Source organism: Methyloversatilis sp. (assembly GCF_030698125.1).
Classification (GTDB): Bacteria; Pseudomonadota; Gammaproteobacteria; order Burkholderiales; family Rhodocyclaceae; genus Methyloversatilis.
This window is the reverse complement of record NZ_JAUYNV010000025.1, coordinates 95,125-120,783: the sequence shown is the minus strand read 5'-3', so window position 1 is coordinate 120,783 and position 25,659 is coordinate 95,125. Positions and strand designations below refer to the sequence as shown.

21 protein-coding genes are annotated in these 25,659 nt (G+C 66.6%); 19 read left to right on the top strand and 2 right to left on the bottom strand.

The window, feature by feature from the left end; all coding sequences use genetic code 11:
• Window positions 1-3 precede the first annotated feature (3 nt).
• The 7 genes from Q8Q80_RS10295 to Q8Q80_RS10265 are packed head-to-tail and all read left to right on the top strand — an operon-like array spanning window position 4 to window position 7,631.
• A complete protein-coding gene (locus Q8Q80_RS10295; RefSeq protein WP_305632825.1) occupies window positions 4-1,398 on the top strand; it encodes a sodium:solute symporter in 1,395 nt (464 codons plus the stop codon).
• A complete protein-coding gene (locus Q8Q80_RS10290; protein WP_305632824.1) occupies window positions 1,395-2,357 on the top strand; it encodes a metallophosphoesterase in 963 nt (320 codons plus the stop codon). The genes Q8Q80_RS10295 and Q8Q80_RS10290 overlap by 4 nt, the downstream gene beginning before the upstream one ends.
• Window positions 2,354-4,504: an FAD-dependent oxidoreductase gene (locus Q8Q80_RS10285; RefSeq protein ID WP_305632823.1), complete on the top strand. Its 2,151-nt coding sequence runs from the start codon at window positions 2,354-2,356 to the stop codon at window positions 4,502-4,504. The genes Q8Q80_RS10290 and Q8Q80_RS10285 overlap by 4 nt, the downstream gene beginning before the upstream one ends.
• Window positions 4,501-5,187 carry a TIGR04283 family arsenosugar biosynthesis glycosyltransferase gene (locus tag Q8Q80_RS10280; RefSeq protein WP_305632822.1) on the top strand — a complete coding sequence of 229 codons (687 nt, stop codon included), beginning with the start codon at window positions 4,501-4,503 and terminating at the stop codon, window positions 5,185-5,187. Before Q8Q80_RS10285 ends, Q8Q80_RS10280 begins: the two co-directional genes overlap by 4 nt.
• A complete protein-coding gene (locus Q8Q80_RS10275; RefSeq protein WP_305632821.1) occupies window positions 5,180-5,812 on the top strand; it encodes a TIGR04282 family arsenosugar biosynthesis glycosyltransferase in 633 nt (210 codons plus the stop codon). Before Q8Q80_RS10280 ends, Q8Q80_RS10275 begins: the two co-directional genes overlap by 8 nt.
• Window positions 5,806-6,561: a DUF3047 domain-containing protein gene (locus tag Q8Q80_RS10270; protein WP_305632820.1), complete on the top strand. Its 756-nt coding sequence runs from the start codon at window positions 5,806-5,808 to the stop codon at window positions 6,559-6,561. The genes Q8Q80_RS10275 and Q8Q80_RS10270 overlap by 7 nt, the downstream gene beginning before the upstream one ends.
• Complete coding sequence (locus Q8Q80_RS10265) at window positions 6,558-7,631, top strand: FAD-dependent oxidoreductase (protein ID WP_305632819.1); 1,074 nt, start codon at window positions 6,558-6,560, stop codon at window positions 7,629-7,631. The genes Q8Q80_RS10270 and Q8Q80_RS10265 overlap by 4 nt, the downstream gene beginning before the upstream one ends.
• Window positions 7,632-7,678: 47 nt before the next feature.
• Here the strand turns inward: Q8Q80_RS10265 and Q8Q80_RS10260 are convergent, their stop codons facing one another.
• The gene (locus tag Q8Q80_RS10260; protein ID WP_305632818.1) at window positions 7,679-8,368 is read right to left on the bottom strand and encodes an ABC transporter ATP-binding protein; all 690 of its coding nucleotides are present in this window, start codon (window positions 8,366-8,368) and stop codon (window positions 7,679-7,681) included.
• Here Q8Q80_RS10260 and Q8Q80_RS10255 point away from each other — a divergent pair.
• On the top strand, window positions 8,367-9,008 hold the full coding sequence (locus Q8Q80_RS10255; protein WP_305632817.1) for an arylesterase: 642 nt from the start codon (window positions 8,367-8,369) through the stop codon (window positions 9,006-9,008). The genes Q8Q80_RS10260 and Q8Q80_RS10255 overlap by 2 nt on opposite strands.
• A 148-nt stretch (window positions 9,009-9,156) precedes the next feature.
• Window positions 9,157-10,275 carry a tRNA 2-selenouridine(34) synthase MnmH gene (gene mnmH / locus Q8Q80_RS10250; RefSeq protein WP_305632816.1) on the top strand — a complete coding sequence of 373 codons (1,119 nt, stop codon included), beginning with the start codon at window positions 9,157-9,159 and terminating at the stop codon, window positions 10,273-10,275.
• On the opposite strand, the gene Q8Q80_RS10245 is transcribed toward mnmH, so the two are convergent.
• Entirely contained in the window at window positions 10,227-10,778 is a 552-nt protein-coding gene (locus Q8Q80_RS10245; RefSeq protein WP_305632815.1) for a bifunctional 2-polyprenyl-6-hydroxyphenol methylase/3-demethylubiquinol 3-O-methyltransferase UbiG, read from the bottom strand. The two genes, mnmH and Q8Q80_RS10245, sit on opposite strands and share 49 nt — an antisense overlap.
• A 103-nt stretch (window positions 10,779-10,881) precedes the next feature.
• Between Q8Q80_RS10245 and Q8Q80_RS10240 the strand changes: the two genes are divergently transcribed.
• The 10 genes from Q8Q80_RS10240 (at window position 10,882) to Q8Q80_RS10195 (ending at window position 25,632) form a co-directional block, all read left to right on the top strand.
• Complete coding sequence (locus tag Q8Q80_RS10240) at window positions 10,882-12,555, top strand: ATP-binding protein (RefSeq protein ID WP_305632814.1); 1,674 nt, start codon at window positions 10,882-10,884, stop codon at window positions 12,553-12,555.
• 255 nt (window positions 12,556-12,810) lie between these two features.
• Window positions 12,811-15,504 (top strand): GNAT family N-acetyltransferase, encoded by a 2,694-nt coding sequence (locus Q8Q80_RS10235; protein ID WP_305632813.1) that lies wholly within the window; start codon window positions 12,811-12,813, stop codon window positions 15,502-15,504.
• Complete coding sequence (locus tag Q8Q80_RS10230) at window positions 15,501-16,118, top strand: DNA-3-methyladenine glycosylase I (protein WP_305632812.1); 618 nt, start codon at window positions 15,501-15,503, stop codon at window positions 16,116-16,118. Before Q8Q80_RS10235 ends, Q8Q80_RS10230 begins: the two co-directional genes overlap by 4 nt.
• A gap of 166 nt (window positions 16,119-16,284) precedes the next feature.
• Window positions 16,285-19,032 (top strand): ligase-associated DNA damage response DEXH box helicase, encoded by a 2,748-nt coding sequence (locus tag Q8Q80_RS10225; RefSeq protein WP_305632811.1) that lies wholly within the window; start codon window positions 16,285-16,287, stop codon window positions 19,030-19,032.
• A 4-nt stretch (window positions 19,033-19,036) separates the two neighbouring features.
• Window positions 19,037-19,702 (top strand): ligase-associated DNA damage response endonuclease PdeM, encoded by a 666-nt coding sequence (pdeM, locus tag Q8Q80_RS10220; protein WP_305632810.1) that lies wholly within the window; start codon window positions 19,037-19,039, stop codon window positions 19,700-19,702.
• 54 nt (window positions 19,703-19,756) lie between these two features.
• Window positions 19,757-21,301 (top strand): NAD(P)H-hydrate dehydratase, encoded by a 1,545-nt coding sequence (locus Q8Q80_RS10215; RefSeq protein ID WP_305632809.1) that lies wholly within the window; start codon window positions 19,757-19,759, stop codon window positions 21,299-21,301.
• Between the two features lie 25 nt (window positions 21,302-21,326).
• A complete protein-coding gene (locus tag Q8Q80_RS10210) occupies window positions 21,327-22,160 on the top strand; it encodes a DMT family transporter (protein ID WP_305632808.1) in 834 nt (277 codons plus the stop codon).
• Between the two features lie 81 nt (window positions 22,161-22,241).
• Entirely contained in the window at window positions 22,242-23,090 is an 849-nt protein-coding gene (gene nadC, locus Q8Q80_RS10205; RefSeq protein ID WP_257078496.1) for a carboxylating nicotinate-nucleotide diphosphorylase, read from the top strand.
• Window positions 23,091-23,132: 42 nt separating this feature from the next.
• Window positions 23,133-23,270 (top strand): hypothetical protein, encoded by a 138-nt coding sequence (locus Q8Q80_RS10200; protein WP_190295037.1) that lies wholly within the window; start codon window positions 23,133-23,135, stop codon window positions 23,268-23,270.
• Window positions 23,271-23,547: 277 nt separating this feature from the next.
• Window positions 23,548-25,632, top strand: coding sequence for a TonB-dependent receptor domain-containing protein (locus tag Q8Q80_RS10195; protein WP_305633045.1), 2,085 nt, complete (start codon window positions 23,548-23,550; stop codon window positions 25,630-25,632).
• Window positions 25,633-25,659 lie beyond the last annotated feature (27 nt).

The window sequence follows — 25,659 nt, the reverse complement described above, 5'->3', positions numbered from 1 at the left end:
ACCATGAATGATCCGTTGGTATTCGGTGTCGCCTTCTGGGGCTTTCTGGTGCTGTACGGCGTCGGCATGTATGCGCTGTCGCCGCGCGCCGTCGGGCGGGCGGGCTTCTTCGACGGCCACGACGAAGCGGGTCGTCCGGCCGGTACCTGGGCGCTCGGCGCCAGCATCTTCATATCGTGGATCTTCGCCAAGTCGATCACCAACGCGGCCAATCTTGGCGCGACCTACGGCATCGTCGGCGGTCTGGCCTACGCGACCTACTGGCTGTCGATCCCGCTCGCCGGCTGGGCCATCCTGCGACTGCGCCGACGCTACGGCGCCACCAGCCTGATGTCTTTCCTGACCGGCCGGCACGGCCGGCTCGCAGCACTGGCGTTTTCGATCGCCATCCTGGTGCGACTGTTCAACGAGGTGTGGAGCAATACGGCCGTCGTCGGCGGCTACTACGGACCGGCCGGTTCGACCGAATTCATCGGTGCCGCGCTGCTGTTCACCGCCGCCACGCTGTTCTACAGCCTGAAGGGTGGCCTGCGTTCGTCGATCTACACCGACGTGCTGCAGACCGGCCTGTTCGTGCTGTTCTTCGCCGTCGTGCTGCTGCTGGTGCTGCCGACGCACGGCCCGGTGGCGCTCGCGAGCACCGGCGATTTCCGGCTCAATGCCGGCGTCGACCTGCTGCTGGTCGCCGCGCTGCAGGTGCTGTCCTACCCCTTCCACGACCCGGTGCTGACCGACCGCGGCTTCATCACCGAAGAAAGGCGCATGCTGCGCGCCTTCGTCTGGGCCGGCGCACTCGGCTTCGTGTGCATCCTTCTTTTTTCGCTGGTCGGCGTGCACGCCCGGCTCGAAGGTCTGGCCGGCGGCGACAACGTGCCGGCAGCGCTCGCCCGCAGCATGGGTCCGGCGGCGCTGTTCCTGATGACCATCGTCATGGTGGCGGCCGCAGGTTCGACGCTCGACTCGACCTTTTCATCGCTGGCCCGGCATGTGGCGCAGGAACTGCCGCAACTGGCCGGGCGCCCGGAGCCGCAACGCGCCATTGCCCTCGGCATGGGTGCCATGGCGCTGTTCGCGATCATCGGCAATCTGCCGATGATTGCCGGCACCGACATCCTGAAGGCGACGACCATCAGCGGCACCATGGTGATCGGTCTGGCGCCGATCTTCCTGCTCGCCGGATTCACGCAGCCGGGCACGTGCGCCGCGAAGTGGTCCTTCCACCTGGCGTTCTGGATCGGGCTCGCGCTGGGCGTGCTGCTGGCGATGGGATTGATCCCCGACAGCTGGGCCATCGGCGACGGCAAGTACGCCAGACTGCTCGGCGTGAATCTTTATGGACTGCTGCTATGCACCGCAGGCTACCTGTTGCCGCCGCTGATCGCGGGACGGATGCGATGAACCCTCTCCTCGTTGACGGCACGACCGACGACAGCCTCGCCGACCCCGGCCGCAGTTGCCCGCTGCACTACCGCTATGGCGCGGCCGCGCTGGCCGATACCCGCGCCGATCTGGCGACGGACACGCTGTACGTCGTCGGCGGGCTGTACGGCAACCGGCCGGCGCTCGACGCGCTGGAACGCCTGTTCGCCCGCGAGCGGGGCGACGCACGCCTGCTTTTCAACGGCGACTTCCACTGGTTCGACATCGACCCGGCCCGCTTCGGCGACGTGCAGCGGCGTGTGCTGGCGCATGATGCGATCGCCGGCAACGTCGAAGCCGAACTGGCCGATGGCTCGGGCGATGCCGGATGCGGCTGCAGCTACCCTGACGACGTGCCGCAGGCGCTGGTCGACCGCTCCAACCTCATCCACGCACAGCTGTCGCGCACTGCCGGCCACGACCCGCACTGGCGCGGCGAACTGGCGGCCCTCGATTTCTGGCGCGCCGTGCGCATCGGCGATGCCCGTGTCGGCGTGGTGCATGGCGACGCCGATTCGCTGGCTGGCTGGACCTTTGACGCGCGTGCGTTGCGGCAGGCGGCGTCCGGCGCCCGCTACGCGGAGCTGTTCGCCCGCGCTCGCTGCGATGTATTCGCCAGCAGCCACACCTGCCTGCCGGTGCTGAAGCGATTCGACGGCCGTGCGGTGATCAACAACGGCGCCGCCGGCATGCCCAATTTCCGCGACCGTCTGTGCGGCGTCATCAGCCGCATCGCACTGACGCCGTCGCCGCATCCGGTGCTGTACGGCACGCGCGTCGGCGCCCTGCATGTCGATGCGCTGGCGCTCGACTACGACCCGGCCGCCTGGCGGGCCGAATTCACCGCGCAGTGGCCCGACGGCTCGGCGGCCGCGCTGAACTACCGCGACCGCATCGACCACGGTCCGGGCTGGACACCTGAAGAGGCAGCACCATGAACGCACGCAAGCTCGCCCTGCTCGGGGTGGTCGTGGCGCTGGTCGCCGCCTTCTTCATTCTCGATCTCGGCCGCTTCTTCGATCTGGCCTGGTTCAAGGCGCAGCAGCGCATGCTGACCGACCAGGTCGATGCCGCGCCCTGGGGTTCGGCGGCGGTGTTCTTCGCGATCTACGTCGTCGTGACGGCGCTGTCGCTGCCCGGTGCGGCGATCATGACGCTGGCCGGCGGCGCCCTGTTCGGTTTCGTCAAGGCGCTGGTCATCGTGTCCTTCGCGTCCAGCCTGGGCGCCCTGCTCGCCTTCCTGATCGCACGCTTCCTGCTGCGCGACTGGGTGCAGGCGCGCTTCGGCACAGCATTGCAGTCGATCAATCGCGGCGTCGAGAAGGACGGCGCCTTCTATCTGTTCACGCTGCGCCTGGTGCCCGCGTTTCCGTTCTTCGCGGTGAATCTGGCGATGGCGCTGACCGCGCTGCCGGCACGCACTTTCTACTGGGTGAGCCAGCTCGGCATGCTGGCCGGCACCATCGTGTTCGTGAATGCGGGCACCCAGATCGGCCGCATCGAATCACTGTCCGGCATCCTGTCGCCCGGGCTGATCGGCGCCTTCGTGCTGCTGGGCGTGTTTCCGCTGATCGCCCGCAAGGTGATCGATGCGGTGCGCAGCCGCGCGGTGTTTCGCCGCTGGCCGAAGCCGGCGCACTTCGACTACAACCTGCTGGTGATCGGCGGCGGCAGCGCCGGTCTGGTCACCGCCTACATCGGCGCCGCGGTGAAGGCAAAGGTTGCGCTGGTCGAGCAGCACAGCATGGGCGGCGACTGCCTGAACACCGGCTGCGTGCCGTCGAAGGCGCTGATCCGCTCGGCGCGACTGTTGTCGCAGATCGCGCATGCGAAGTCGCTCGGCGTACGCGAGGCGAGCGCCCAGTTCGATTTCGCCGATGTGATGGAGCGTGTCGCGCGCGTGGTGCGCGCCATCGAACCGCATGATTCGGTGGACCGCTACACCGCGCTGGGTGTCGATTGCTTCGACGCGCGGGCGCGCATCACTTCGCCGTGGACGGTCGAGGTGACGCAGCACGATGGCAGCACGCGCACGCTGAGCACGCGCAACATCGTCATCGCCGCCGGCGCCCGCCCCTTCGTGCCGCCGATACCCGGCATCGAGGCGATGGATCTGCTCACCTCGGACACGCTGTGGTCGCTGCGCACCCTGCCCGGCCGGCTGCTGGTGCTCGGTGGCGGCCCGATCGGCTGCGAACTGTCGCAGGCCTTCGCGCGCTTCGGCTCCAACGTGACCCAGGTCGAAATGGCGCCGCGCCTGATGGGTCGCGAAGACCCGGATGTGTCGGCGCTGGTCGAAGCACGTTTTGCGGAAGAAGGCGTGCGCGTGCTGACCGGCCACAAGGCGGTTCGCTTTGCGCGGGAGGGCGATGCGAAGGTGCTGTACGCCGAAGGCCCTGAAGGTGAGGTGCGCATCGAATTCGACACCCTGCTGTGCGCCGTCGGACGCACGCCCAATGTCAGCGGCTACGGTCTGGAAGAGCTGGGCATCACGCTGCGCACCAACAAGACCGTCGACACCAATGACTACCTTGAAACGCTGTACCCGAACATTTTCGCGTGCGGCGACGTGACCGGACCGTTCCAGTTCACGCACACCGCCGCGCATCAGGCCTGGTACGCCGCGGTCAATGCCCTGTTCGGCCGCTTCAGACGCTTTGCGGTCGATTATTCGGTCATTCCATGGGCCACGTTCACTGAACCCGAGGTGGCGCGCGTCGGTCTGAACGAAACCGACGCGAAGGCGCGCAGCATTCCGCATGAAGTGACGATCTACGAACTCGATGACCTGGATCGCGCGATCACCGACGAGGTGGCGCACGGCTTCGTCAAGGTGCTCACCGTACCCGGGCGCGACCGCATCCTCGGCGTGACCATCGTCGGTGAGCACGCGGGCGAACTGATCGCCGAATACGTGCTGGCGATGAAGCACGGTCTGGGGCTCAACAAACTGCTGGGCACCATCCATATCTACCCGACGATGAACGAAGCCAACAAGTTTGCTGCCGGCGTGTGGAAGAAGGCGCACGCGCCACAGACCTTGCTGGCATGGGTTGCGCGCTACCACGCGTGGATGCGCGGATGAAGCGTCTGTCCATCGTGCTGCCGGTGTTGAATGAAGGTGCGACCATCGGTGATGCATTGTCGCGTGTGCGTGCGACTGACGCCTGCGAACTCGAATTCATCGTCGCCGACGGCGGCAGCCAGGATGACACGGCGGCGATTGCGCAGGCGCGCGGTGCCCGCGTCGTGCGATGCCCGCGAGGCCGTGCGCTGCAGATGAACGCCGGTGCGCAGGTGGCGACCGGCGACGTGCTGCTGTTCCTGCACGCCGACACGCGGCTCCCGCCCGACGCGCTCGGTTTGATCGATCGTGCGATTGCAGCCGGTGCGCAGTGGGGGCGCTTCGATGTGCGCATCGACAGTCGGCACCCACTGCTCGCGGTCGTCGCCGCCATGATGAACCTGCGTTCCCGCGTGACCGGCATCGCCACCGGCGATCAGGCGATCTTCTGCACGCGCGCGCTGTTCGACGCACTGCATGGCTACGCGCCGATCGCGCTGATGGAAGACATCGACTTTTCAAGCCGCGCGCGTTTGCAGGCTCGACCGGCCTGCCTGCATGCGCGCGTCACCACATCGGGCCGCCGCTGGGAGCGTCACGGCGTGCTGCGCACCATCATGGTGATGTGGCGCCTGCGCCTGCGCTTTTTCTTCGGCGCCAACCCGCACGATCTGGCGCGCGATTACCGGCCGCACCATGAGTGAGCGCCAAACGGCCGTGCTGGTGTTCGCGCGTGCGCCCGAAGCCGGCCGCAGCAAGACGCGCCTGATGCCGCTGCTGGGCGCCGACGGCGCAGCGCGGGTCAGCGCACAGCTGACCGAACGTGCGCTGCAGAGGGCCGTCGATGCGGCCATCGGCCCGGTCGAACTGTGGTGCGCACCGGACTGCAGCCATGACTTCTTCAACAGTTGTCGCGACCGGTACGGCTGCTCGCTGCATGCCCAGGCCTGCGGCGACATCGGCGCGCGCATGGCGCATGCCTTCGACGATGCGCTTCGTCGTCATGCAGGCGCGGTGCTGACCGGCGCCGACGCCGTGTCATTGCAGCCGGCCGACCTGCGTGCTGCGGCCACGGCGCTGCTCAGCCACGATGCCGTGTTCGCTCCGGCAGAGGATGGTGGCTACATGCTGGTGGGGCTGCACGTGCGGCAACCTGCCCTGTTCGAAGGCATTGAATGGGGCTCTGCCGGAGTGTGGCAGCAAACCCAGGCTGTGGCTGGCCGGCTCGGCCTGCACGTGCAGACGCTTGCGACCGGATACGACCTCGACCGTCCGGACGACTACCGGCGCGCCGTGGCCGAAGGCCTGCTGGTGCCCGAACCGTGCTGACCCGCCTGCGCGCGCTGCTGCTCGCCATCGCGCTGGCGATGACCTGTGAAATGTCGGCGGCCGTGGCGGATGTGGTGTCGCTGCCCGCCTTTTCCACCCAGTCAGCCGGACCGGACGTCAGCGGATGGACCGCCTACACGCTGGGCGGCAAGGCGGCGCCGGCCGACTTCCGGCTGGCTGAACTCGACGGCCTGACCGTGCTGCGTGTCGAGGCATCGAATGCCGCGTCGGCGCTGATCCACACCCGCCGTTTCGATCCGCTCGCCACCCCGTGGCTGAACTGGCGCTGGCGCGCCGACGTGCTGCCGGCTGGCGGTCGCTTCGCGACGCGCGATGGCGACGACTACGCGCTGCGCATCTATGTGCTGTTCGATCTCGATCTGTCGAAGCTGTCGTTCGGCAGCCGCACGAAGATCCGTTTCGCGCGCACCTTCTACGGCGAGCAGATTCCGACCGCCGTGCTGTGCTACGTATGGGACACGCATGCGGCGCCGGGCTCACGCGCATGGAGCGCCTACACCGACCGGGTGCGCATGATCGCCGTCGACGGTGCCGGCTCGCCGACCGGAAGCTGGCGCGAGGCGAGCCGCAATCTGGTCGAGGACTACCGCGAAGCTTTCGGCGAAGACCCGCCGGCCGTGACCGGCGTCGTGGTCGCCAGCGACAGCGACAACACCGGCGGACATACGCTGGGCTATTTCGGCGACCTGACAGTCACCGCCCGGTCAGCGCTGCAGCCACCCCCGTGAAACGCCTCGTTCTGCTCGGTGGCGGTCACGCCCACCTTTTCGTACTGGAGGCATTTGCGCGCGAACAGCCCGATGCAATGGTCAGCCTGATCACACCCGATGTGCTGACGCCGTACTCCGGCATGATGCCCGGCGTCATCGCCGGCCATTACGACTACCGGCAGGCCTGCATCGATCTCGCCCCACTGGCCGCGCGGGCGGGCTGCGCGCTCAGGCTGGATGCCGCGGTGTCGCTGGATGCTGCGCAGCGGCAGATCCGGCTGGCCAGCGGCGAGGTGATCGACTACGACCTGCTGTCGATCGACACCGGTTCAACGCCGCGCATTCCCGACCTGCCCGGCGCCGACACCTGTGGTCATCCGGTGAAGCCGATCGGGCAGTTGCTCGACAGCTGGCATGTCGCGCGCGCCGCTCGCTCGGCTGCGGTCGTCGGCGCCGGGGCGGCCGGCGTCGAAATCATCATGGCGCTGCATCATCGGCAGCCGCTGATGCGCTGCACCCTGATCGACCGCGCGCCCTGCATACTCGACGGGCTGCCGGTGCGCCTGCAGCGGCGCGTGATGGCCGAACTGGAACGCCAGAAAATCGAGGTGATCACGGATGCGCGTGTGTCCGGACTCGACTGCGACACGCTCACGCTTGAAGATGGCCGCAGCATTCCGAGCCAGTTCACCGTGTGGGCCACTGGAGCCGCCCCGCCAGCCTGGCTGCGCGGCAGCGGTCTCGCACTCGACGAGCGGGGCTTCATCGCAACCGGTCCGACGCTGCAGTCGCCGTCACACCCCGAAGTGTTCGCCGCCGGTGACGTGGCGACGATGATCGATGCGCCGCGCCCGAAGTCCGGCGTGTTCGCCGTGCGCGCCGGGCCGCCTCTGGCCGCCAACCTGCTGCGCGCCGCGCGGGGTGACACGCTGCAGCCCTGGACACCGCAGACGCACGCTCTGCTGCTGCTCGCCTGCGGCCGCCGCCACGCCATCGCATCACGCGGGGGCTGGTCACTACAGGGAGACTGGGTATGGCGCTGGAAGGACCGCATCGACCAGACCTTCATGCGCCGCTTCGATCTTTGACGGCAGATGCAGGATTCAAGGCCCTGCCGACTTGTATCTTGAATCTGTCAAACCATGCGACCGGCGGCCAGGCGGATGCGGCGTGTGCAGCGCGACGCGAGCGCTTCGTCGTGCGTCACCAGGATCAGTGTGGTGCCTTGTTCGGCATTCATGTCGAACATCAGGTCGATGACCGACGCGCCGGTCGCGGCGTCGAGATTGCCGGTCGGTTCATCGGCCAGCAGCAATCCGGGCTCCGGCGCGAAGGCGCGCGCCAGCGCGACCCGCTGCTGCTCGCCGCCGGACAGCTGGCGCGGGTAGTGCGTCATCCGTCCACCCAGTCCGACCCGCTCCAGCAGCGCCACCGAGCGCTCGCGCACCCGGTCGACGCCAGCCAGTTCCAGCGGCAACATGACGTTTTCGAGCGCGGTCAGCGCCGGCAGAAGCTGGAAGGACTGGAACACGAAGCCGACCTTTTCGCCGCGCAGCTGCGCCCGGGCGTCTTCGTCGAGCGCGAAGATGTCCTGCCCGGCGATGCTGACCGAGCCGGCAGACGGCAGGTCGAGCCCGGCCAGAAGACCGAGCAAGGTCGATTTTCCTGAACCGCTGGCGCCGACGATGGCCAAAGCTTCGCCGGCACGAACCGTGAAGGCGATATCCTGAAGAATCTGCAGCGGCGCGTTCCCGCTGCTCACCTGCTTGCCCAGCCCGCTGACTTCAAGAACGGTCGGGCGTGTTTCCGGAGTGTCTGTAGGCATGAAAAAAGTGTTGTTCTCTATGGTATTCATGATGTTCGCTGCGCTGCCGTTGCAGGCGCAGACATTGCTGGTCGTCGGCGACAGTCTGTCGGCCGGTTATGGTCTGCGCCAGCATGAGGCCTGGCCGGTGCTGCTCGGGCAGAAACTGGCGCAGGCGGGTTACGCCCATTCGGTCGTCAATGCGAGCACCAGCGGTGACACCACGGCCAACGGTCTGTCGCGCATCGACGCGGCACTCGCGGCGCACAAGCCCGCTATCGTCATTCTCGCGCTCGGCGCCAACGACGGACTGCGCGGCCTGCCCGTCAGAAGCATGCGCGACAATATCGAATCCATGACGCGAAAGGCGCAGGCGGCGGGTGCCAAGGTGCTGATCGCCGGCATGCAGCTGCCGCCGAACTACGGCCCCGACTACACGCAAAAGTTCGCGGATACCTTCAGCGAGGTCGCGACGGCCACCCGCTCGGCGTTGCTGCCTTTCCTGCTTGATGGCTTCGCCGCCGATCCGCGAAGCTTCCTGCCGGATGGCGTGCATCCAGTTGCCAGCGTGCAGTCGCGCATCGTCGACAATATCTGGACGCCGCTCAAGCCGCTGCTTGGCAAGGCGTCAGACAGCGCGTCGGCCGCGCGTCAGCGTTGATCGGGGTGCGGATGGGCGATATACGCTGGACTTCTGCATATATATATGGCGTATCGCTGCAGCAGATCTGTCGTCCTTCGCCCGGCACGCTACCATCGCCGGCCTCAGTTCTCCCTGACAAGGCTGTCATGCACAGGATTTCCCAGCAATGAGCGACGCTTCGCTCGCCCGGCGACCGGCGGGAATGGCGTCGATCAGTCAGTTGCGCGACTTCGACGCCCTCATCGATACCCGTTCGCCGGCTGAATTCGCGCTCGACCACGTGCCGGGCGCGATCAACTGTCCGGCGCTCGACGACGTGCAGCGCGCCGAGATCGGTACGCTTTACAAGCAGGTGTCGCCCTTCGTCGCCAAGCGGCGCGGTGCGGCGCTGGTTGCCCTGAACATCGGCCGCCACCTGCTGGAAACCTTCCACGACAAGGGGCCGGACTGGCGTCCGCTGATCTACTGCTGGCGGGGCGGCAAGCGCAGCGGCGCCTTCGTCACTGTGCTCCGCCAGATCGGCTGGGACGCGCACCAGCTTGAAGGCGGCTACAAGCGCTACCGGCGCGATGTGCTCGACCGGCTTGCCGCTGCGCCAGCCCGGCTTGATCTGCGCGTGCTGAGCGGGCCGACCGGCAGCGCCAAGAGCCGGGTGCTCGAAAGGCTGGCGGCGCGCGGCGAACAGGTGCTGGATCTGGAGGCGCTGGCTGCGCACAAGGGGTCGGTGCTGGGCCGACAGCCGGGCCAGCCACAACCGCCGCAACGCTGGTTCGAGTCACAGCTGCATGCGGCGCTGGAGACCTTCGATCCGACGCGCCCGGTGTACACCGAAGCGGAAAGCCGGCGCATCGGACTGGTTTCGCTGCCGAACGAGCTGATCGAACGCATGCGGGCGGCACCCTGCCTGCGCATCGATGCTTCGGTTGCCGCCCGAACGGATTTCCTGCTGCGCGACTATGACTACCTCACGAGCGATGCCGAGGCGCTGATTGCCGAGCTCGAACGGCTGACCGATCTGCGCGGACACGACACGATAGGCGCCTGGTCGTCTCTGGCGCGCGCCGGCGACTGGCGCACCCTGGTCGCGGCACTGCTGGAACAGCACTACGACCCGCTGTATCGGCGTTCGCAGCAGTACAACTTCGCACGCCACCCGGATGCGCCCACTTTCGAGGCAGACCGGCTCGACGCAGCAGGCATCGATGCGCTGGCGGCACGCATCATCCGGTACACCGCTCAGGGCAATCTCGACGACGTGTCGGCGCGCACCGCGCAAATGCGCTGAATCATCGCTGGCGCAGGCGCGGTGAGTTCGCCCTGTTCGAATGCCAGAACGCGCCCCCAGCTGCGTGCCCAGTCGAACAGTTCGTCCGGCCGGAGCAGGAAATCCGGATTCGACGGCTTGCCGAAACGCTCGTTGCCCAGCATGAAGGTTTCGTAGATCAGCACGCCGCCCGGTCGCAGCAGCGCGGCCAGCTCCGCCAGTCGCGGCCGGAACAGGTAGCGCGTGACCACCACCGCATCGAAGCTGGCAGCCACCCACGGCCAGTCGCCCTGCTCAAGATCGGCGCACAGCGTGCGCACGCCGCCCACCCCGGCCAGTCCGGCCAGCGCCGACTCATCACGATCGGCGGCCAGTACGCTGAAGCCGTGACCTGCGAGCCATCGGGCATGGCGGCCGGCGCCGCTGGCGAAATCAAGGATTTCCGCGCCAGGTGCGCAGAGGGCCGCGAAACGGGTGACCCATTCCGATGGCGTCTGACTGGAAAAGTGGGAATGAGAGGGCATCGGCAGGCCTTTATTCAAGGTTGTGGGTGGTCGGGGCGGCATTATCATCCGAGGCACTTCAAGGAAAATAATGTTTCGCACTGCGAATATGCCGGCATCTCCGATGGCAGCGAGCGGCTTCTTTCTCTGGCGCGCGCTGCCTCTGGCCCTTCTGGCCGGCGCCGTTGCGGCCAGCGTGTCGGTGCCGATCGGTCTCGTCGTGTTCCTGATTGCCTGTGGCATCGGTGCGGCAGCGACACGACAATTGAGCGTTGCGGCCGAGCGACTGGCCGCCCAGGGCAACGAGAACCTGCGCCAGCAGGATTTCGCCGATCTGGCGGCAGACTGGCACTGGGAAACCGATTCCGAAATGAGACTTCGGGTGTCCCAGACCCGTCCGGTGCTGGGCAATGCACTGGACATCGTCGCGGTGAATGGCCTTCAGTTCTGGAAGGTTGATGCGCTGTCGCCGGTGCACGGTGACTGGGAAGAGTGCCATCGCATGATCCAGTCGCGTCAGCCCATGCAGCTGCATCTGGTGCTGCGGCTTTCTGACAGCAGCGTACGCCACATCGACCTGCGCGGCCGGCCGGTGACCGATGCGAAAGGCGAATTCTGCGGCTACCGCGGCACCGGGCGCGACGAAAGTGCCTTCGTGCAGTCGACACGCGCGCTGCGCGAGCTGGAGACGCGGCATCGCGAAATGGTGAATCACCTGCGCGAAGTCATTTTCCGCATCGATGCCCGGGGCCGTTTCACCTATCTGAACCGCGCCTGGGAAGACCTGACCGGCCAGCCGGTGTCGCAGGCCATCGGCCAGCGCGTGCTCCGCTGGCTGTCGAAGGACGAAGCGCGCTATCTGCTGGCCAGGCTGGAACCGCTGCTCGACGGTCGCCGCGATTCGATGCAGGTCGAGGTCCGCACCCACACCGCCGGCCAGCCGGCGCGCTGGCTCGAAATCGCGATCAGTGCGCGCTTCGACGGCAGCGGCGGCCTGGAAAGTCTGTCCGGCAGCATCGAGGACATCACGCAGCGCAAGCAAGCCGAATCAACGCTGTACGACATGAATGCCGAACTGGAGCGACGCGTGAAGCGGCGCACCGCTGAACTCGAAGCGTCGAATCGGGAACTGGAAGCCTTCTCGTATTCGGTGTCGCACGACCTGCGCAATCCGCTGCGCGCCATCGACGGCTTTTCGCAGATCATCATCGAGGACTATGGCGACCAGCTCGACAAGATGGCGCACAGCCATCTCGGACGCATCCGTGCGGCGTCACAGAAGCTGTCCGCCCTGATCGACGACCTGATCGAACTGGGTCGCCTGACCCGGGCGCCAATCAGCCGGGTCGTGGTCGATCTGTCGGCCATTGCTCGCACCATCGCGCGCGAGCTGCACGCGGAGGCGCCCGAACGCGAAGCCCGTGTGTCGATCGGCCTGCACCTGATGGCGCGCGTCGACCCGATGCTCGCGCGCGTCATGCTCGAACACCTGCTCCGCAACGCGTGGGCCTTCACCGCCGCGTGCGCGCCGGCCGAGATCGAGTTCGACGCCCGGCTGCGCAATCGCGAAGTCGTGTTCCACGTACGTGACAACGGCGCCGGCTTCGACATGGCCCACGTGTCGCAGTTGTTCCGCCCGTTCAACCGGCTGCACGATCAGGCCGATAACAGTGGCACCGGTATCGGACTGGCGACCGTGCAGCGTATCGTGCACCGCCATGGCGGTCGCATCTGGGCCGAAGGCACCCCCGGCAAAGGGGCGAGCTTCTATTTCACCTTGCCCGATCCGGCTGGCTGAGCGGGGTGTCATTGAGTTTATATTGCGATTGCACATTTATTTTTTTCTAGATTTAACTTTATCAAGTCCGCTCAAGTCCATAATTAACTGTCGTTTATATCTGATTGACAAAGATTGTTGTTTTCCACGGGCGGAACTTGTGTTGCGATGCAATATACTGAGATCAAGGTGCCAGGCATCACCGCGTACGGCAGCAGCAAGGCTGGCAACCACCGCCACCACCGCTGACGACGTCGCAGCGCCACGGGAGTCCCCATGCAGTACGAGCACTATCTGAAGTCCATGTTCGAACCGCAGTCGGTCGCCATCGTCGGCGCCAGCGAGCGGCACGATTCGATCGGCGCGGTCCTGATCCGCAACATGCTCGACGCGCGCTACAACGGCGCGTTGCACGCCATCAATCCCAAACACGATTCCGTCCAGGGTGTGCCTTGTGTCGCGCGCCTCGATGACCTGCGCAAGCGGCCCGATCTGGCGGTGATCTGCACGCCGGCTGCCACGGTGCCGGGCTTGATCGATGAATGCGGCCGGGCCGGCATCAAGTCGGCGATCGTCATCAGTTCCGGCTTCGCCGAAAGCGGTCCGGCGGGTGCCGAACTCGAGCGGCGCACCCGCATCGCGGCCAAGCGCGGCGGCGTGCGCATGATCGGCCCGAATTGCCTCGGCCTGATGCGCCCGGCGATCGGCCTGAATGCCACCTTTGCTCGCGCCGCAGGCATCCCGGGCAGCATCGGACTCATTTCGCAGTCCGGTGCCATCTGCACTGCCCTGCTCGACTGGGCACAGACGAACGGTGTCGGTTTTTCGACTGTGGTATCGCTGGGTGCGTCGATCGATCTCGACTTCGGCGAAATCCTCGACTACATGATTGCCGACCCGCGTACCGAAAGCATCTTCATGTACATCGAAGGCATCCGCGACGCGCGCCGCTTCATGAGTGCGGTACGCGCCGCTGCGCGGGTCAAGCCGGTGCTGGCGATCAAGGTCGGGCGTCATCCGGCGGGTACCAGGGCGGTGGCGTCGCACACCGGTGCCATGGTCGGGTCGGACGATGTGTTCGACGCGGCACTGTGCCGTGCCGGCGTGGTGCGCCTTGCGAACATGGGCCAGATGTTTTCGGCTGCGAATGCACTGTTTACTGGCTTCAAGCCATCAGGCAAACGCCTCGCCGTGGTGACCAACGGTGGCGGGCCGGGCGTCATGGCGGCTGACCGGGCGGCCGATCTGGGTATCGAGCTGGCCACCCTGTCGCCTGAAACGATGGCGGCGCTCAATGGTGCACTGCCCCCGACCTGGTCGCACGCCAACCCGATCGACGTGATCGGCGATGCCGATGCCGCGCGATACGGCGCGGCACTGAAGGCTGTGCTGGCGGATCCGGGCGTGGATGGCGTACTGACGTTGCTGACACCGCAGGCGATGACGCAGCCAACTGCCGTGGCGGAAACCGTCATCGCCATCGCTGCCACCGCGCAAAAGCCGCTGATGACCTGCTGGATGGGGGGCGAACAGGTGCGTGCCGCGCGTGCGCTGTTCGAGGCGGCGCGCCTGCCGACCTTCCGCTCGCCCGAGCCGGCGGTCGAACTGTTCCACCATATATCGTCCTACTACCAGAACCAGCAGCTGCTGCGCCACGCACCCGCCTCGCTGGCGCAGGACCTCGACCCGCCGTCGGTCGAATCGGCGCGTCTGGTGATCGAGACGGCGCTGTCGGAGCGGCGCACCGTGCTGACCGAAATGGAATCGAAGGCGCTGCTGGCCGCGTTCCGCATTCCGATCGCACAGACCGTGGTCGCGCGCAGCGCAACCGAAGCCATGGTGTACGCCGAAGAAATGGGCCTGCCGGTCGCCATGAAGATCGATTCGCCCGACATCACGCACAAGAGCGATGTCGGCGGCGTGCGGCTGCATGTCGACAACCTGCGCGCAGTGCGCGACTGCTGGCAGGAACTGATGGCCGAAGTCGGCCGGCGCAAGCCCGATGCCCGGCTGACCGGCGTGTCGATCGAACCCATGGTGACCAAGCCCAATGCACGCGAGCTGTTCGTCGGCGTACTGCACGATGATGTGTTCGGGCCGGTCATCAGCTTCGGCCACGGCGGCACCCGCATCGAGGTGCTGCGCGACCGCGCGGTCACGCTGCCGCCGATCAATGTCGAACTGGCGCGCGATGCCATCCAGCGTACCCGCGTGTCGGCCATGCTGGGCGAGTTCCGCGGCATGCCGGCGATCGACATGGACGCGCTCGAACGGGTGCTGATCCGCGTGTCCGAAATGGTGTGCGAGCTACCGTGGATACGCGAGATGGACATCAACCCGCTGCTGGTTGATGAGAGCGGCTGCGTGGCGGTGGATGCGCGCATCATTCTCGCGGACGTGTTGCCGACCGCGACGCCCTACTCGCACATGGCGATCCATCCGTATCCGGCGCGGCTCGAACACGTGGTGAACCTGCCCAACGGCGCACGCACCATCATCCGTCCGATCCGGCCGGAAGATTCCGACCGCGAAGCCGACTTCGTGCGCGCCCTGTCGCCGGAAACCCGCTATCTCAGATTCATGAGCACGATCAAGGAGTTGCCGGGCCCTCTTCTGGCCCGCCTGACGCAGATCGACTATGACCGCGAAATGGCGCTGGTGGCCATCACCGGTGATGGCGACAGCGAAGAGCAGATCGGCGTCTGTCGCTATGTGGTCAATCCGGACGGCGAATCGTGCGAATTCGCCATCGTCGTCGCCGATGCCTGGCAGCGTCAGGGGCTGGCCCGCACGATGATGAACCTGCTGATCGAAGCGGCGCGCGAACGCGGGCTCAAGGTCATGGAAGGCGTATTTCTCGCCAACAACGAACGCATGCTGCGTTTCGTGCAGAGCCTGGGCTTCCACATCAACCGCGATCCGGAGGACAGTTCGCTGTTCAACGGCGAACTGGATCTGCGTCCGTCGTGAGCGCGCTGCACGTCCGCTGCAGCTGGTGCGGGCAGGACCCGCTGTACGTCGCCTATCACGACACCGAATGGGGCGTGCCGGTGCGCGATGAGGCGGCGCTGTTCGAACGGCTCATTCTCGAGGGGGCGCAGGCCGGTCTGGCCTGGATCACGATACTGCGCAAGCGCGAAGGCTATCGGCGCGCCTTCGAAAACTTCGACGCCGAACGCATCGCGCGCTACGGCGACGAAGACCGCGCGCGTCTGATGGCCGACGCCGGCATCGTGCGCAACCGGCTGAAGATCGACGCCACCATCGGCAACGCGCGCGCCCTGCTTGCGCTGCACGAACGCGGCGAAACGCTGGCCGGCTTGCTGTGGGAACAGGTGGACGGTCAGCCGCTGATCAACCACTGGCGTCGTCCGGCCGACTGCCCTTCCACGACCGACCTGTCTGACCAGCTGTCGAAGCGGCTTGCCCAGCGTGGCTTCCGCTTCGTCGGCAGCACCATCGTGTATGCCTGGATGCAGTCGGTTGGCGTCGTGAACGACCATATGGTCGATTGCTTCCGTCATCGCGAACTGGTGCGTCCGCTGCCCCCTCACCCGGCGCTGCGCGCCACCCTCTCCCGCTGAGGCGGGAGAGGGTATGAACCACGACCCGCACGCAGACCGCTCCTGCCATGCGCCTTTCCCTCTCCCGCTTCAGCGGGAGAGGGTGTGAGTGTCCGGGCGCATAGGCAGGCGAACCGTCGCGGCGCTCGATAGTCTGAGCGCTGTCCTCAATGCGCACGCACCGCTGATGTCCGGCTCCGACGATTCACCTGGCGATTTGCCCAGCATTCCGCCCAACGATGCGTCCGACGAACCGACGCGCGCCGACATCCGGCGCATCGTCGCGTCGTCCTCGCTCGGCCGGCAGCTGCGCGCCGCGCGGGCGAAGAAGCTCCGCGAGCAGGCGGAACCCGTACCGGCACGACCGACCCGGCGCGCCCGCCGCGCCGCTGGGGCGCTGCCTGACGTCGCCGCGCTGCAGGCGCGCATCGACGGTCTGTACGCCGAACGCGGCTGGCGCGTGTTCGATTTCCAGCGCACGGTGTGGGCACATCTGCAGCAGGGCCGCAGCGGACTGCTGCATGCCGGCACCGGATCGGGCAAGACCCTGGCGGTGTGGCTCGGGGCGCTGCTGCGGGCCGCGGCCCAGCCCGCCCCGGGGCTGCGCGTGCTGTGGATCACCCCGATGCGCGCACTGGCCGCGGACACCGCGCTGACGCTGGGCGAGTCGGCGCGCGTGTTCGGTCTGGACTGGGACGTCGGGCTGCGCACCGGCGACACCGGCTCGGCCGAACGTGCCCGCCAGACAAAGGCGCTGCCTCAGGCACTGGTCACCACGCCTGAAAGCCTCACGCTCATGCTGTCGCACGACGCAGCGCGCGAACAGCTGGGCGGGTTGTGCGCCGTGGTGGTCGATGAATGGCATGAACTGATCGCCAACAAGCGCGGTGTGCAGGCGCAACTGGCGCTGGCCCGGCTGCGCCAGTGGAATCCTGCGCTGCCGGTGTGGGGCCTGTCGGCCACATTGGGTAATCCGGACCATGCGATGCAGGTGCTGTGCGGTCCGGGCGGCGCTCGGGTGGCCGGCGAAATCGTACGGCCGGTGAAGCTCGACAGCCTGATTCCGGCGCGCACCGAACGCTTTCCGTGGGCCGGCCATCTGGGCGTGAAGCTGCTCGATGCGGTGTTGACCGAACTGGACGCCAGCCCGTCGACCTTGCTGTTCACAAACACGCGGTCGCAGGCCGAGCTGTGGTACCAGGCGTTGCTGGCAGCGCGCCCGGACTGGGCGGGACTGATCGCGCTGCATCACGGCTCGCTGTCGCGCGACGTGCGCGAGTGGGTCGAAGCCGGGCTGAAGAACGGCACGCTGCGCGCCGTGGTGTGCACCTCCAGCCTCGATCTGGGGGTGGACTTCCTGCCGGTGGAGCGCGTGCTGCAGCTGGGCTCGCCGAAGGGTGTCGCGCGGCTGATGCAGCGCGCCGGCCGCTCGGGTCACGCGCCGGGGCGCACGCCGCACGCGACCTGCGTGCCCGGGCACGGCCTGGAACTGATCGATTCGGCCGCCGCGCGCCGCGCGGTCGCGGCCGGTCGCATCGAACCGCGCTACAGCCCGGAGGCGCCGGTCGACGTGCTGGTGCAGCACCTGGTGACGCTGGCGCTGGCCGGCGGTTTCGATGCCGATGCACTGAAGTCGGAAATCCGCACCACCCATGCCTACCGTGCACTGGATGACCGCACCTGGGACTGGGCGATGGATTTCGTCACCCGCGGCGGTGCCTCGCTCGCTGCCTATCCGGATTACCGCAAGGTCGAACGCGATGCCGACGGCCGCCACCGCGTGCCGCGCGCCGACATTGCCCGTCGCCACCGCATGCAGATCGGCACCATCACCGCCGATTCGGCGGTGGAGGTGCGCTGGGCGAGGGGTGGAAAGAGCGGTGGAAAGAGCGGTGGAAAGAGCAGAGGAAAAAGCGCCGGACAAAACGGCGGTCAGAGCGTCCCCGCGTCCGGTGCTGCGGCGCTGGCGGGCGGCCGACTCGGCCAGGTCGAGGAACCCTTCATCGGCCGCCTGAAGCCGGGCGACTGTTTCCTGTTTGCCGGCCGCGTGCTCGAACTGGTGGCGGTGCGCGACATGCAGGCGCTGGTACGCGCCGGCAATGCGGCGCGCGGCACGGTGCCGCGCTGGGATGGCGGGCGCATGCCGCTGTCCAACGAACTGGCGCATGAAATCCGCACGCTGATCGCGCTCGCCGCCCGGGGTGATTATCCGGAGCCGGAAATGCAGGCGCTGCGTCCGCTGCTCGACCTGCAGCGTGGCTGGTCGGCGCTGCCGGACTCGGGTGACCTGCTGATCGAAGTCATGCAGTCGCGCGAAGGGCATCACGCCTTCTTCTTCCCGTTTGCCGGCCGGCCGGTGCATGCGGGGCTGGCCACGCTGCTGGCCGGCCGCATTTCACGCAACCGGCCGATCACCTTTTCGCTCTCGTTCAACGACTACGGCTTCGAGCTGATGTCAGCCGCGCCGGTCGACTGGTCACAGGAAATCGCGGACGGACTGCTGTCGGGCGACACGCTGGATGCCGACATCGAACACTGCCTGAACGCGGCCCAGCTCGCGCGACGCCGCTTTCGCGAAGTCGCCCGGGTGGCCGGCCTGACCTTCCAGGGCTACCCCGGGCAGGGCAAGAGCGCTCGCCAGTTGCAGGTCAGCAGTGACTTGTTGTTCGACGTTTTTTCGCGCCACGACCCGGACAACCTGCTGTTGCAGCAGGCGAGGCAGGAGGCACAGCGCGAGGAACTGGATGCCGAACGCATCGCCGGCACGCTGGCCTCGATGCGCGCCGCCCGGCACTGCATCACGCGCCCGCCGTCGATGACGCCGTTTGCCTTTCCGCTGCTGGTGGCGCGACTGCGCGAGCGGCTGTCGAGCGAACAGTTGTCGGACCGTGTGGCGCGCATGGTGGCGTTGCTGGAAAAAGCGGCCGGACCCTGACGCCATGCTGCAGATCGATATTGCCGGCGAATCGCTGACGTTGCTCGCCGAACGTGCGCTGTGGTGGCCGGCGCAGTCCACCCTGCTGATTGCCGACGCGCATTTCGGCAAGGGCCTCACCTTCCGGGCGCGCGGCGTGGCTGTGCCCTCAGGTACCAGCGACGATACGATGGACCGGCTGGCCGCGCTGCTCGAGCGCACCGGCGCCGCCCGCGTGGTGTTTCTCGGCGACCTGCTGCATGCGCGCGAAGCACGCCAGCCGGCGTTGATGGCGACGCTGGCCGGGCTGCGCGCGCCCGGGGTGGAGTGGGTGCTGGTGCGCGGCAACCATGATGTTCACGCCGGGGTGCCGGCCGAACTGGGGCTGACCGTGGTCGACGAACCGTGGCTGATGGCGCCTTTCGCGTTGTGCCATCACCCGGACGCGCGACCGGGCCACTACGTGCTGGCTGGCCACGTCCATCCGGCGTTGCGCGTCGAGGCGGGCGGTGACCGACTGCGCCTGCCCTGCTTCGTTTTCGGCCCGGACGTCGGGCTGCTGCCGGCGTTCGGCAGCTTCACCGGACACATGTCGCTGGAGCCTGCCGCCGGTGTTCGTTGCTTCGTCGCCGCCGCCGACCGCGTGCTGGAAGTGCCGCATGCCTCGGCACGCCGGCGCGGCAGGGCCTAAAATGCAGCGCTCGCACGATCTGTCGCGCGTCGATACACGCTTCCCGGAACCCCAATGTCAGCCAGCCCGAACGCCCTGAACACCGCCTCGCTGCCTGCGCTCTACAGCGCAGAGGCGCTGCGGCGCATCGAGCGACACTACGCACCGCGCAGCTCGCCGCGCCTGATGGAGCGCGCCGGCGCAACCGGGGCGGCCAAGGCGATGGAAATCATGGGTGGTCGGCACGGTCGCGTACTGGTCATGTGCGGGCCGGGCAACAACGGCGGCGACGGCTTCGTGATCGCCCGCCAGCTGCGCCAGACCGGTTTCGACGTGGTCGTGGCCTATATCGGTGACGAACATCCGCAAGCCACCGACGCCGTTTCAGCCTGGGCGTCCTGGCGCGCCATCGGCGGTGTCACGCTGCCGCGCCTGCCACAGGGCGAGTATTCGCTGGTGGTCGATGCGCTGTACGGCATCGGCCTGACCCGGCCGGTCGAAGGCGAACATGCGGCCTGGATCGACGCGGTCAATGACATGGATTGCCCGGTGCTGGCCATCGACGTGCCGAGCGGATTGAACGCCGACACCGGCCGCGTGCTCGGCCGCGCCATCCGTGCTTCGCATACGGCGACGATGATTGCGCTCAAACCGGGCCTGTTGACGCTGGACGGGCCGGACCACTGCGGTGAGCTGTCGCTGCACGATCTGGGTCTGGATTGCGCAGTGGTCGCCCGGCCGTCCGGCTGGCAGGTCGGCCGGGCGTTGTTCGACCACCTGTTGCGGCCACGGGCGCGCAACAGCCACAAGGGTAGCAATGGCAATGCCGTGCTGATCGGCGGTGCGCGCGGCATGGCGGGTGCGGCGCTGCTGGCCGGGCGCGCGGCGTTGAAGGTTGGCGCCGGCCGCGTCTATGTCGGCATGCTCGACCACGCCGCGCTGCCGCTGGACCCGGAACAGCCTGAATTGATGATCCGCTCGCCGGGCGAAATCCTGACCGGCGACCTGGCGACCTGTGTTGCCATCGGCCCGGGTCTGGGTCAGAGCCCGGCGGCGCTTGAACTGATGCGCGAGGCGATTGCGACCACCGCCACGCTGGTGCTCGATGCCGATGCGCTGAACCTGCTGTCGCAGCACCCGGATCTTGCGCAGGCGGTGCATGACCGCAGCGCACCTTCGCTGCTGACGCCGCACCCGACCGAGGCGGCGCGCCTGCTCGGCAGCACGACGCCGCAGGTGCAGGAAGACCGCATCGCCTCGGCCTGCGCGATTGCCCGCCGCTATCGTGCCGCCACCGTGCTCAAGGGCTGCGGCAGCGTGATCGCACTGGCCGACGGGCGCTGGTTCATCAATACCACCGGCAATCCGGGCATGGCGTCGGCCGGCATGGGCGATGTGCTGACCGGGCTGATCGCCGGTCTGCTGGCGCAGGGCTGGCCGGCCGATCTGGCGCTGATCGGCGGTGTGCATCTGCACGGTCTGGCAGGCGACCGGCTGGTCGCACTTGGCAAGGGGCCGAATGGCCTGACTGCCGGCGAGGTGATCGAATCGGCGCGCGCCGCGTTCAATGCGCTGATCGCCGGCACCGATCTGCAGGAAGTCAGCCATATCCCGCTCTGACCGCTCGCAGCCGCTGATCGGCGTGATGCTGATGCTGGCGGCCCTGTTCTGCTTCGCCGTACTGGATACGACGGGCAAATACCTGTCTCAACGCTATCCGGTCGGCGTACTGGTCTGGGCGCGCTATCTGGTGCCGGCCATCGTGCTGGGCGCCGTGCTGTACCCGCGCATGGGGCGCGACCTCGTGGTCACTGCGCGCTGGCGGCTGCAGATCGTGCGCGCGGCGCTGCTGGCCGGCGTGTCTTTCCTGATCATGGGTGGCCTGCGCACGATTCCGATGGCCGAAGGCACGTCGCTGTTCTTCATCACGCCGCTCATCGTCACGCTGCTGGCCGGTCCGGTGCTGGGCGAGCGGGTGACCGGGGCGCACTGGCTGCTTGCGCTGTTCGGCTTTTCCGGCGTGCTGCTGATCGCCCGCCCGGACGGCGACCTGCCGCTGGGGCCGGTGCTGATGCTGCTGGCCGGCTCGCTGCTGTACGCGCTGTACCAGCTGGCGACGCGCACGCTGGCGCCGACCGAGCGACCGCTGACCACCTTGTTCTACACCGCGCTGATCGGCGCCGGGATCTCCTCCGTTGCGCTGCCGGCGGCTGCACACAGTGACATCCCGAGCTGGCAGGACACCCTGCTCGTGCTTTCGCTGGGCGTGTCCGGCATGGCCGGCCACTTCCTGCTGATCCGCGCGATGGCCTTCGCGCCGGCGTCGACGCTGAGCCCGCTGATTTATGTACAACTGGTCTGGGCGACGCTGATGGGCTGGCTGGTGTTCGGTGACCTGCCGGGCGTAAGTGCCATCGGCGGTGCGGCCATCATCGTGGCGAGCGGCTTGCTGAGTGCGTGGCTGGCGCACCGACGCTGAACGTGTCCGGTGTGACTGCCGCCGCATGGCGCGCACGGGCGCGATGCTAGAATCCGCCGCTTCGATCCACCGGTCACTGCCATGCGGGAAAATGAACAGCTGTCCATCGAAATCCAGCGCAATGTGTCGCAGGCGCTCGCCGAGGATGTCGGCACAGGCGATCTGACGGCGCGCCTGATTCCGCCCGGGCGTGCTGCGCAGGGCCTGGTGACGGCGCGCGAGGAAGCGGTGCTGTGCGGCCGCGACTGGTTCGAAGCCTGCCTGCGCGCGCTCGATCCGAAAGCCACCGTCGCCTGGCATGTACCGGAAGGCGAATGGGTTGCACCGGACCAGAAGCTGTGCGAAATCCTGTCGGAAACGCGAGCGCTGCTGACCGCCGAACGTGCTGCACTGAATTTCGTGCAGCTGCTGTCGGCCACCGCCACGATGACGCGGCGCTTCGTCGATGCCATTTCGGGTACGTCGGCGCGCATCGTCGATACGCGCAAGACCCTGCCCGGCCTGCGACTGGCGCAGAAGTACGCGGTGCGCATCGGCGGCGGGCTGAACCACCGCATGGGGCTGTATGACGGCATCCTGATCAAGGAAAACCACATCATGGCGGCTGGCGGCATCCGCCCGGTGCTTGCACGGGCGCGCGGCATTGCGCCGTCGAACGCCTTCATCCAGATCGAGGTGGAAACACTGGCGCAGCTGCGTGAGGCACTGGACGCCGGTGCCACCATGGTGCTGCTGGACAACATGAGCATCGACCAGATGCGCGAGGCAGTGGCGATCAATGACGACCGGGCCGAACTCGAAGCATCCGGCGGTGTGGATCTGGACCGGGTGCGTGCCATCGCGGAAACCGGTGTGGACCGCATTTCGATCGGCGTGCTGACCAAGAACGTACGCGCGATCGACCTTTCCCTTCGTCATGTCGAGCGCTGAGCGTCCGACCCACACGACAGACACCTGCGGAGACCCGGGCTGATGTGGTTCATCCTGTATTACATCGTTGCAATCACTGTGCTCATCCTGCACTTCACCGGTTTTCTGGCCCGCAACAACATCGAATGGCTGGTGTTCGTGCTGGCCGTGACCGTGTTTCCCGCGGTGCTCTACCTGTAAGCCTGCGCGCCATACAGGTGCAGCGCACAGGCCTCCCTCGGCCCTGACACCCGCTACGCAGCGAATCCTGATTGCCCGCCATCCGGCCGGCAGTTCCCACCCGTCGCGTGCCTTGAATCCGCGTTTTCTGCTGGTGCAGGACACGGTTCAACTCATTGGATAAATGAAAATACTTCCTTAAATCTACTTGAGAACCATTTACAACACGTTTACATTACGCACCTGACGCTGTTCGTTCAGCGACCCACATCACTTGCCTAATGGAGCCAAACCCGTGATGCATCTGCCCCGCCCGATTCCGCTCGCAGCCTCCCTCGTTGCCGCCCTGTCGTCCTGCGCCTTCGCGAACGAGAACCCGACGATACTCATGCCTCGCGTTGATGTGATCGGAGCGGCCAATCGGCTGCCGGACCTTGCCGGGACCGGGCAGATCATCGACAGCAAGGAACTTGAAGGCAGCCGCGTATTCACGGTGAACGAAGCGCTGCGGCGCGTCACCGGGATAAACGTGAGGGACGAGGAAGGTTTCGGACTGCGCCCGAACATCGGTATCCGGGGCCTCAACCCGACCCGTTCTACCAAGGTCACCTTGCTTGAGGACGGCGTGCCGCTGGCCTATGCGCCTTACGGTGACAACGCGAGTTACTACCACCCGATGGTGGACCGCTACGAGCGCATCGAAGTGCTGAAAGGTCCGGGATCACTGTTGTTCGGTCCGCAGACGGTGGGCGGCACGGTGAACTACATCACTCCCACCCCGCCGCAAGAGGTGCGTGGTTACATCCAGGGCGCCATCGGCAATCGGGACTACGCCAATGCGAAGTTCAACATAGGTGGTCATGGACTGTTGCTTGACTACACGCGCAAGCAGGGCAATGGCGCTCGCGACAACCTGGATCACGAACTCGACGACCTCAGCGTCAAGTACATGATCAGCCTCACCCGCGATCAGGTGCTCACGCTGCGCGGCAACTATTACACCGAGAACTCGACGTTGACCTATAGCGGTCTGACCCAGGCTGAATTTGATCGCTTCGGCGCGCGCTACAACCCGTTCAAGAACGACAGGTTCGACATCAGGCGGCATGGGTTCTCCGCCACGCATGCCATTGCCGTCACCGAGAAAGCCGTGCTGACCACCAATTTGTACTATTCGCATTTCGATCGCGACTGGTGGAGACAGTCGAGCAACAGCACCGATGCGCAGTGTGGGACAGGTTTCCGCGATAGCCGCCTGGCGGGTATCGCAGTCAATCCGGACAACTGCAACTCCATCCAGGGACGTCTGCGCGAATACGACACCTGGGGCATCGAGCCCAGGCTGACGGTAGAGCATCAGTTCGGTGAATTCCAGGCCGGCGTCCGCGTGCATTACGAAGAACAGCGCAGGGTCCAGATCAATGCAACGTCACCGACCGGACGCACCGGCACGGTGGCGGAAAACAATCTGCGCGAAACCAAAGCGTTCAGCGCCTATGTCTCGAACCGTTTCGACATCGGCAAATTCAGCATCACGCCCATCATTCGCCATGAGGACATCGATGCTGAACGCAGGAACCGCCTGACAGGTGACACGGGTGATACGCGGGTCAGCAAAACGACACCGGGCATCGGCATCACCTGGAACCCCTCCGATGCAGTTACGGTTTTCGCCGGCGCACACAAGGGCTTTGCCCCCCCGCGCGTGGAAGATCTGATTGGTGGCACGGGTACAGTGACCGAGGTAGATCCGGAAGAGTCGACCAACTTCGAATTGGGAGCACGCGTGCGCCCGACCGACAAGATTTCGCTGCAGGCTGCCTATTTCAGGTCTGATTTCGACAATCTGATTGCAGTGGGTTCGATCGCTGGCGGCAACACGCCGCTGTCCCAGGGAAAGGCGTTGTTCGAAGGTGTCGAATTCTCCGGTCAGGCCGCGTTGGCAGGCGGTGCATTCACACGCGTCGCCTATACCTGGCTGCCGGTCGCCGAGCAAAGCACGCCTTTCAGAAACGTCGCAACGCAGGCAGTCATCGCAGGCAGCCAGTCCGGTCTGCGCCAGCCCTACACCCCGCGGAACACGCTGACGGCTGCGGCCGGCTATGAAATGGGGCCTTTCCGCGGAGAGCTCGAAGCGCAGTACGTCGGCAGCCAGTTTTCAGACTTTGCGAACGTGACCAATCCTACGGCTGACGGTCAGCGTGGCGAAATCTCGTCCTACACCATCTGGAATGCCAGCCTCAACTACCGCTTCGATCGGGCCTTCAGCGTTTTCCTGACGGCGAAAAACCTCGGCGACAAGACTTATATCGTCGACCGTACCCGCGGCATCCAGGTTGGCATGCCCAGGCTGGTGTTCGCAGGCATTCGCTACTCTTTCTGAGATCACGACGTCCCAGGCTGGCTGCAA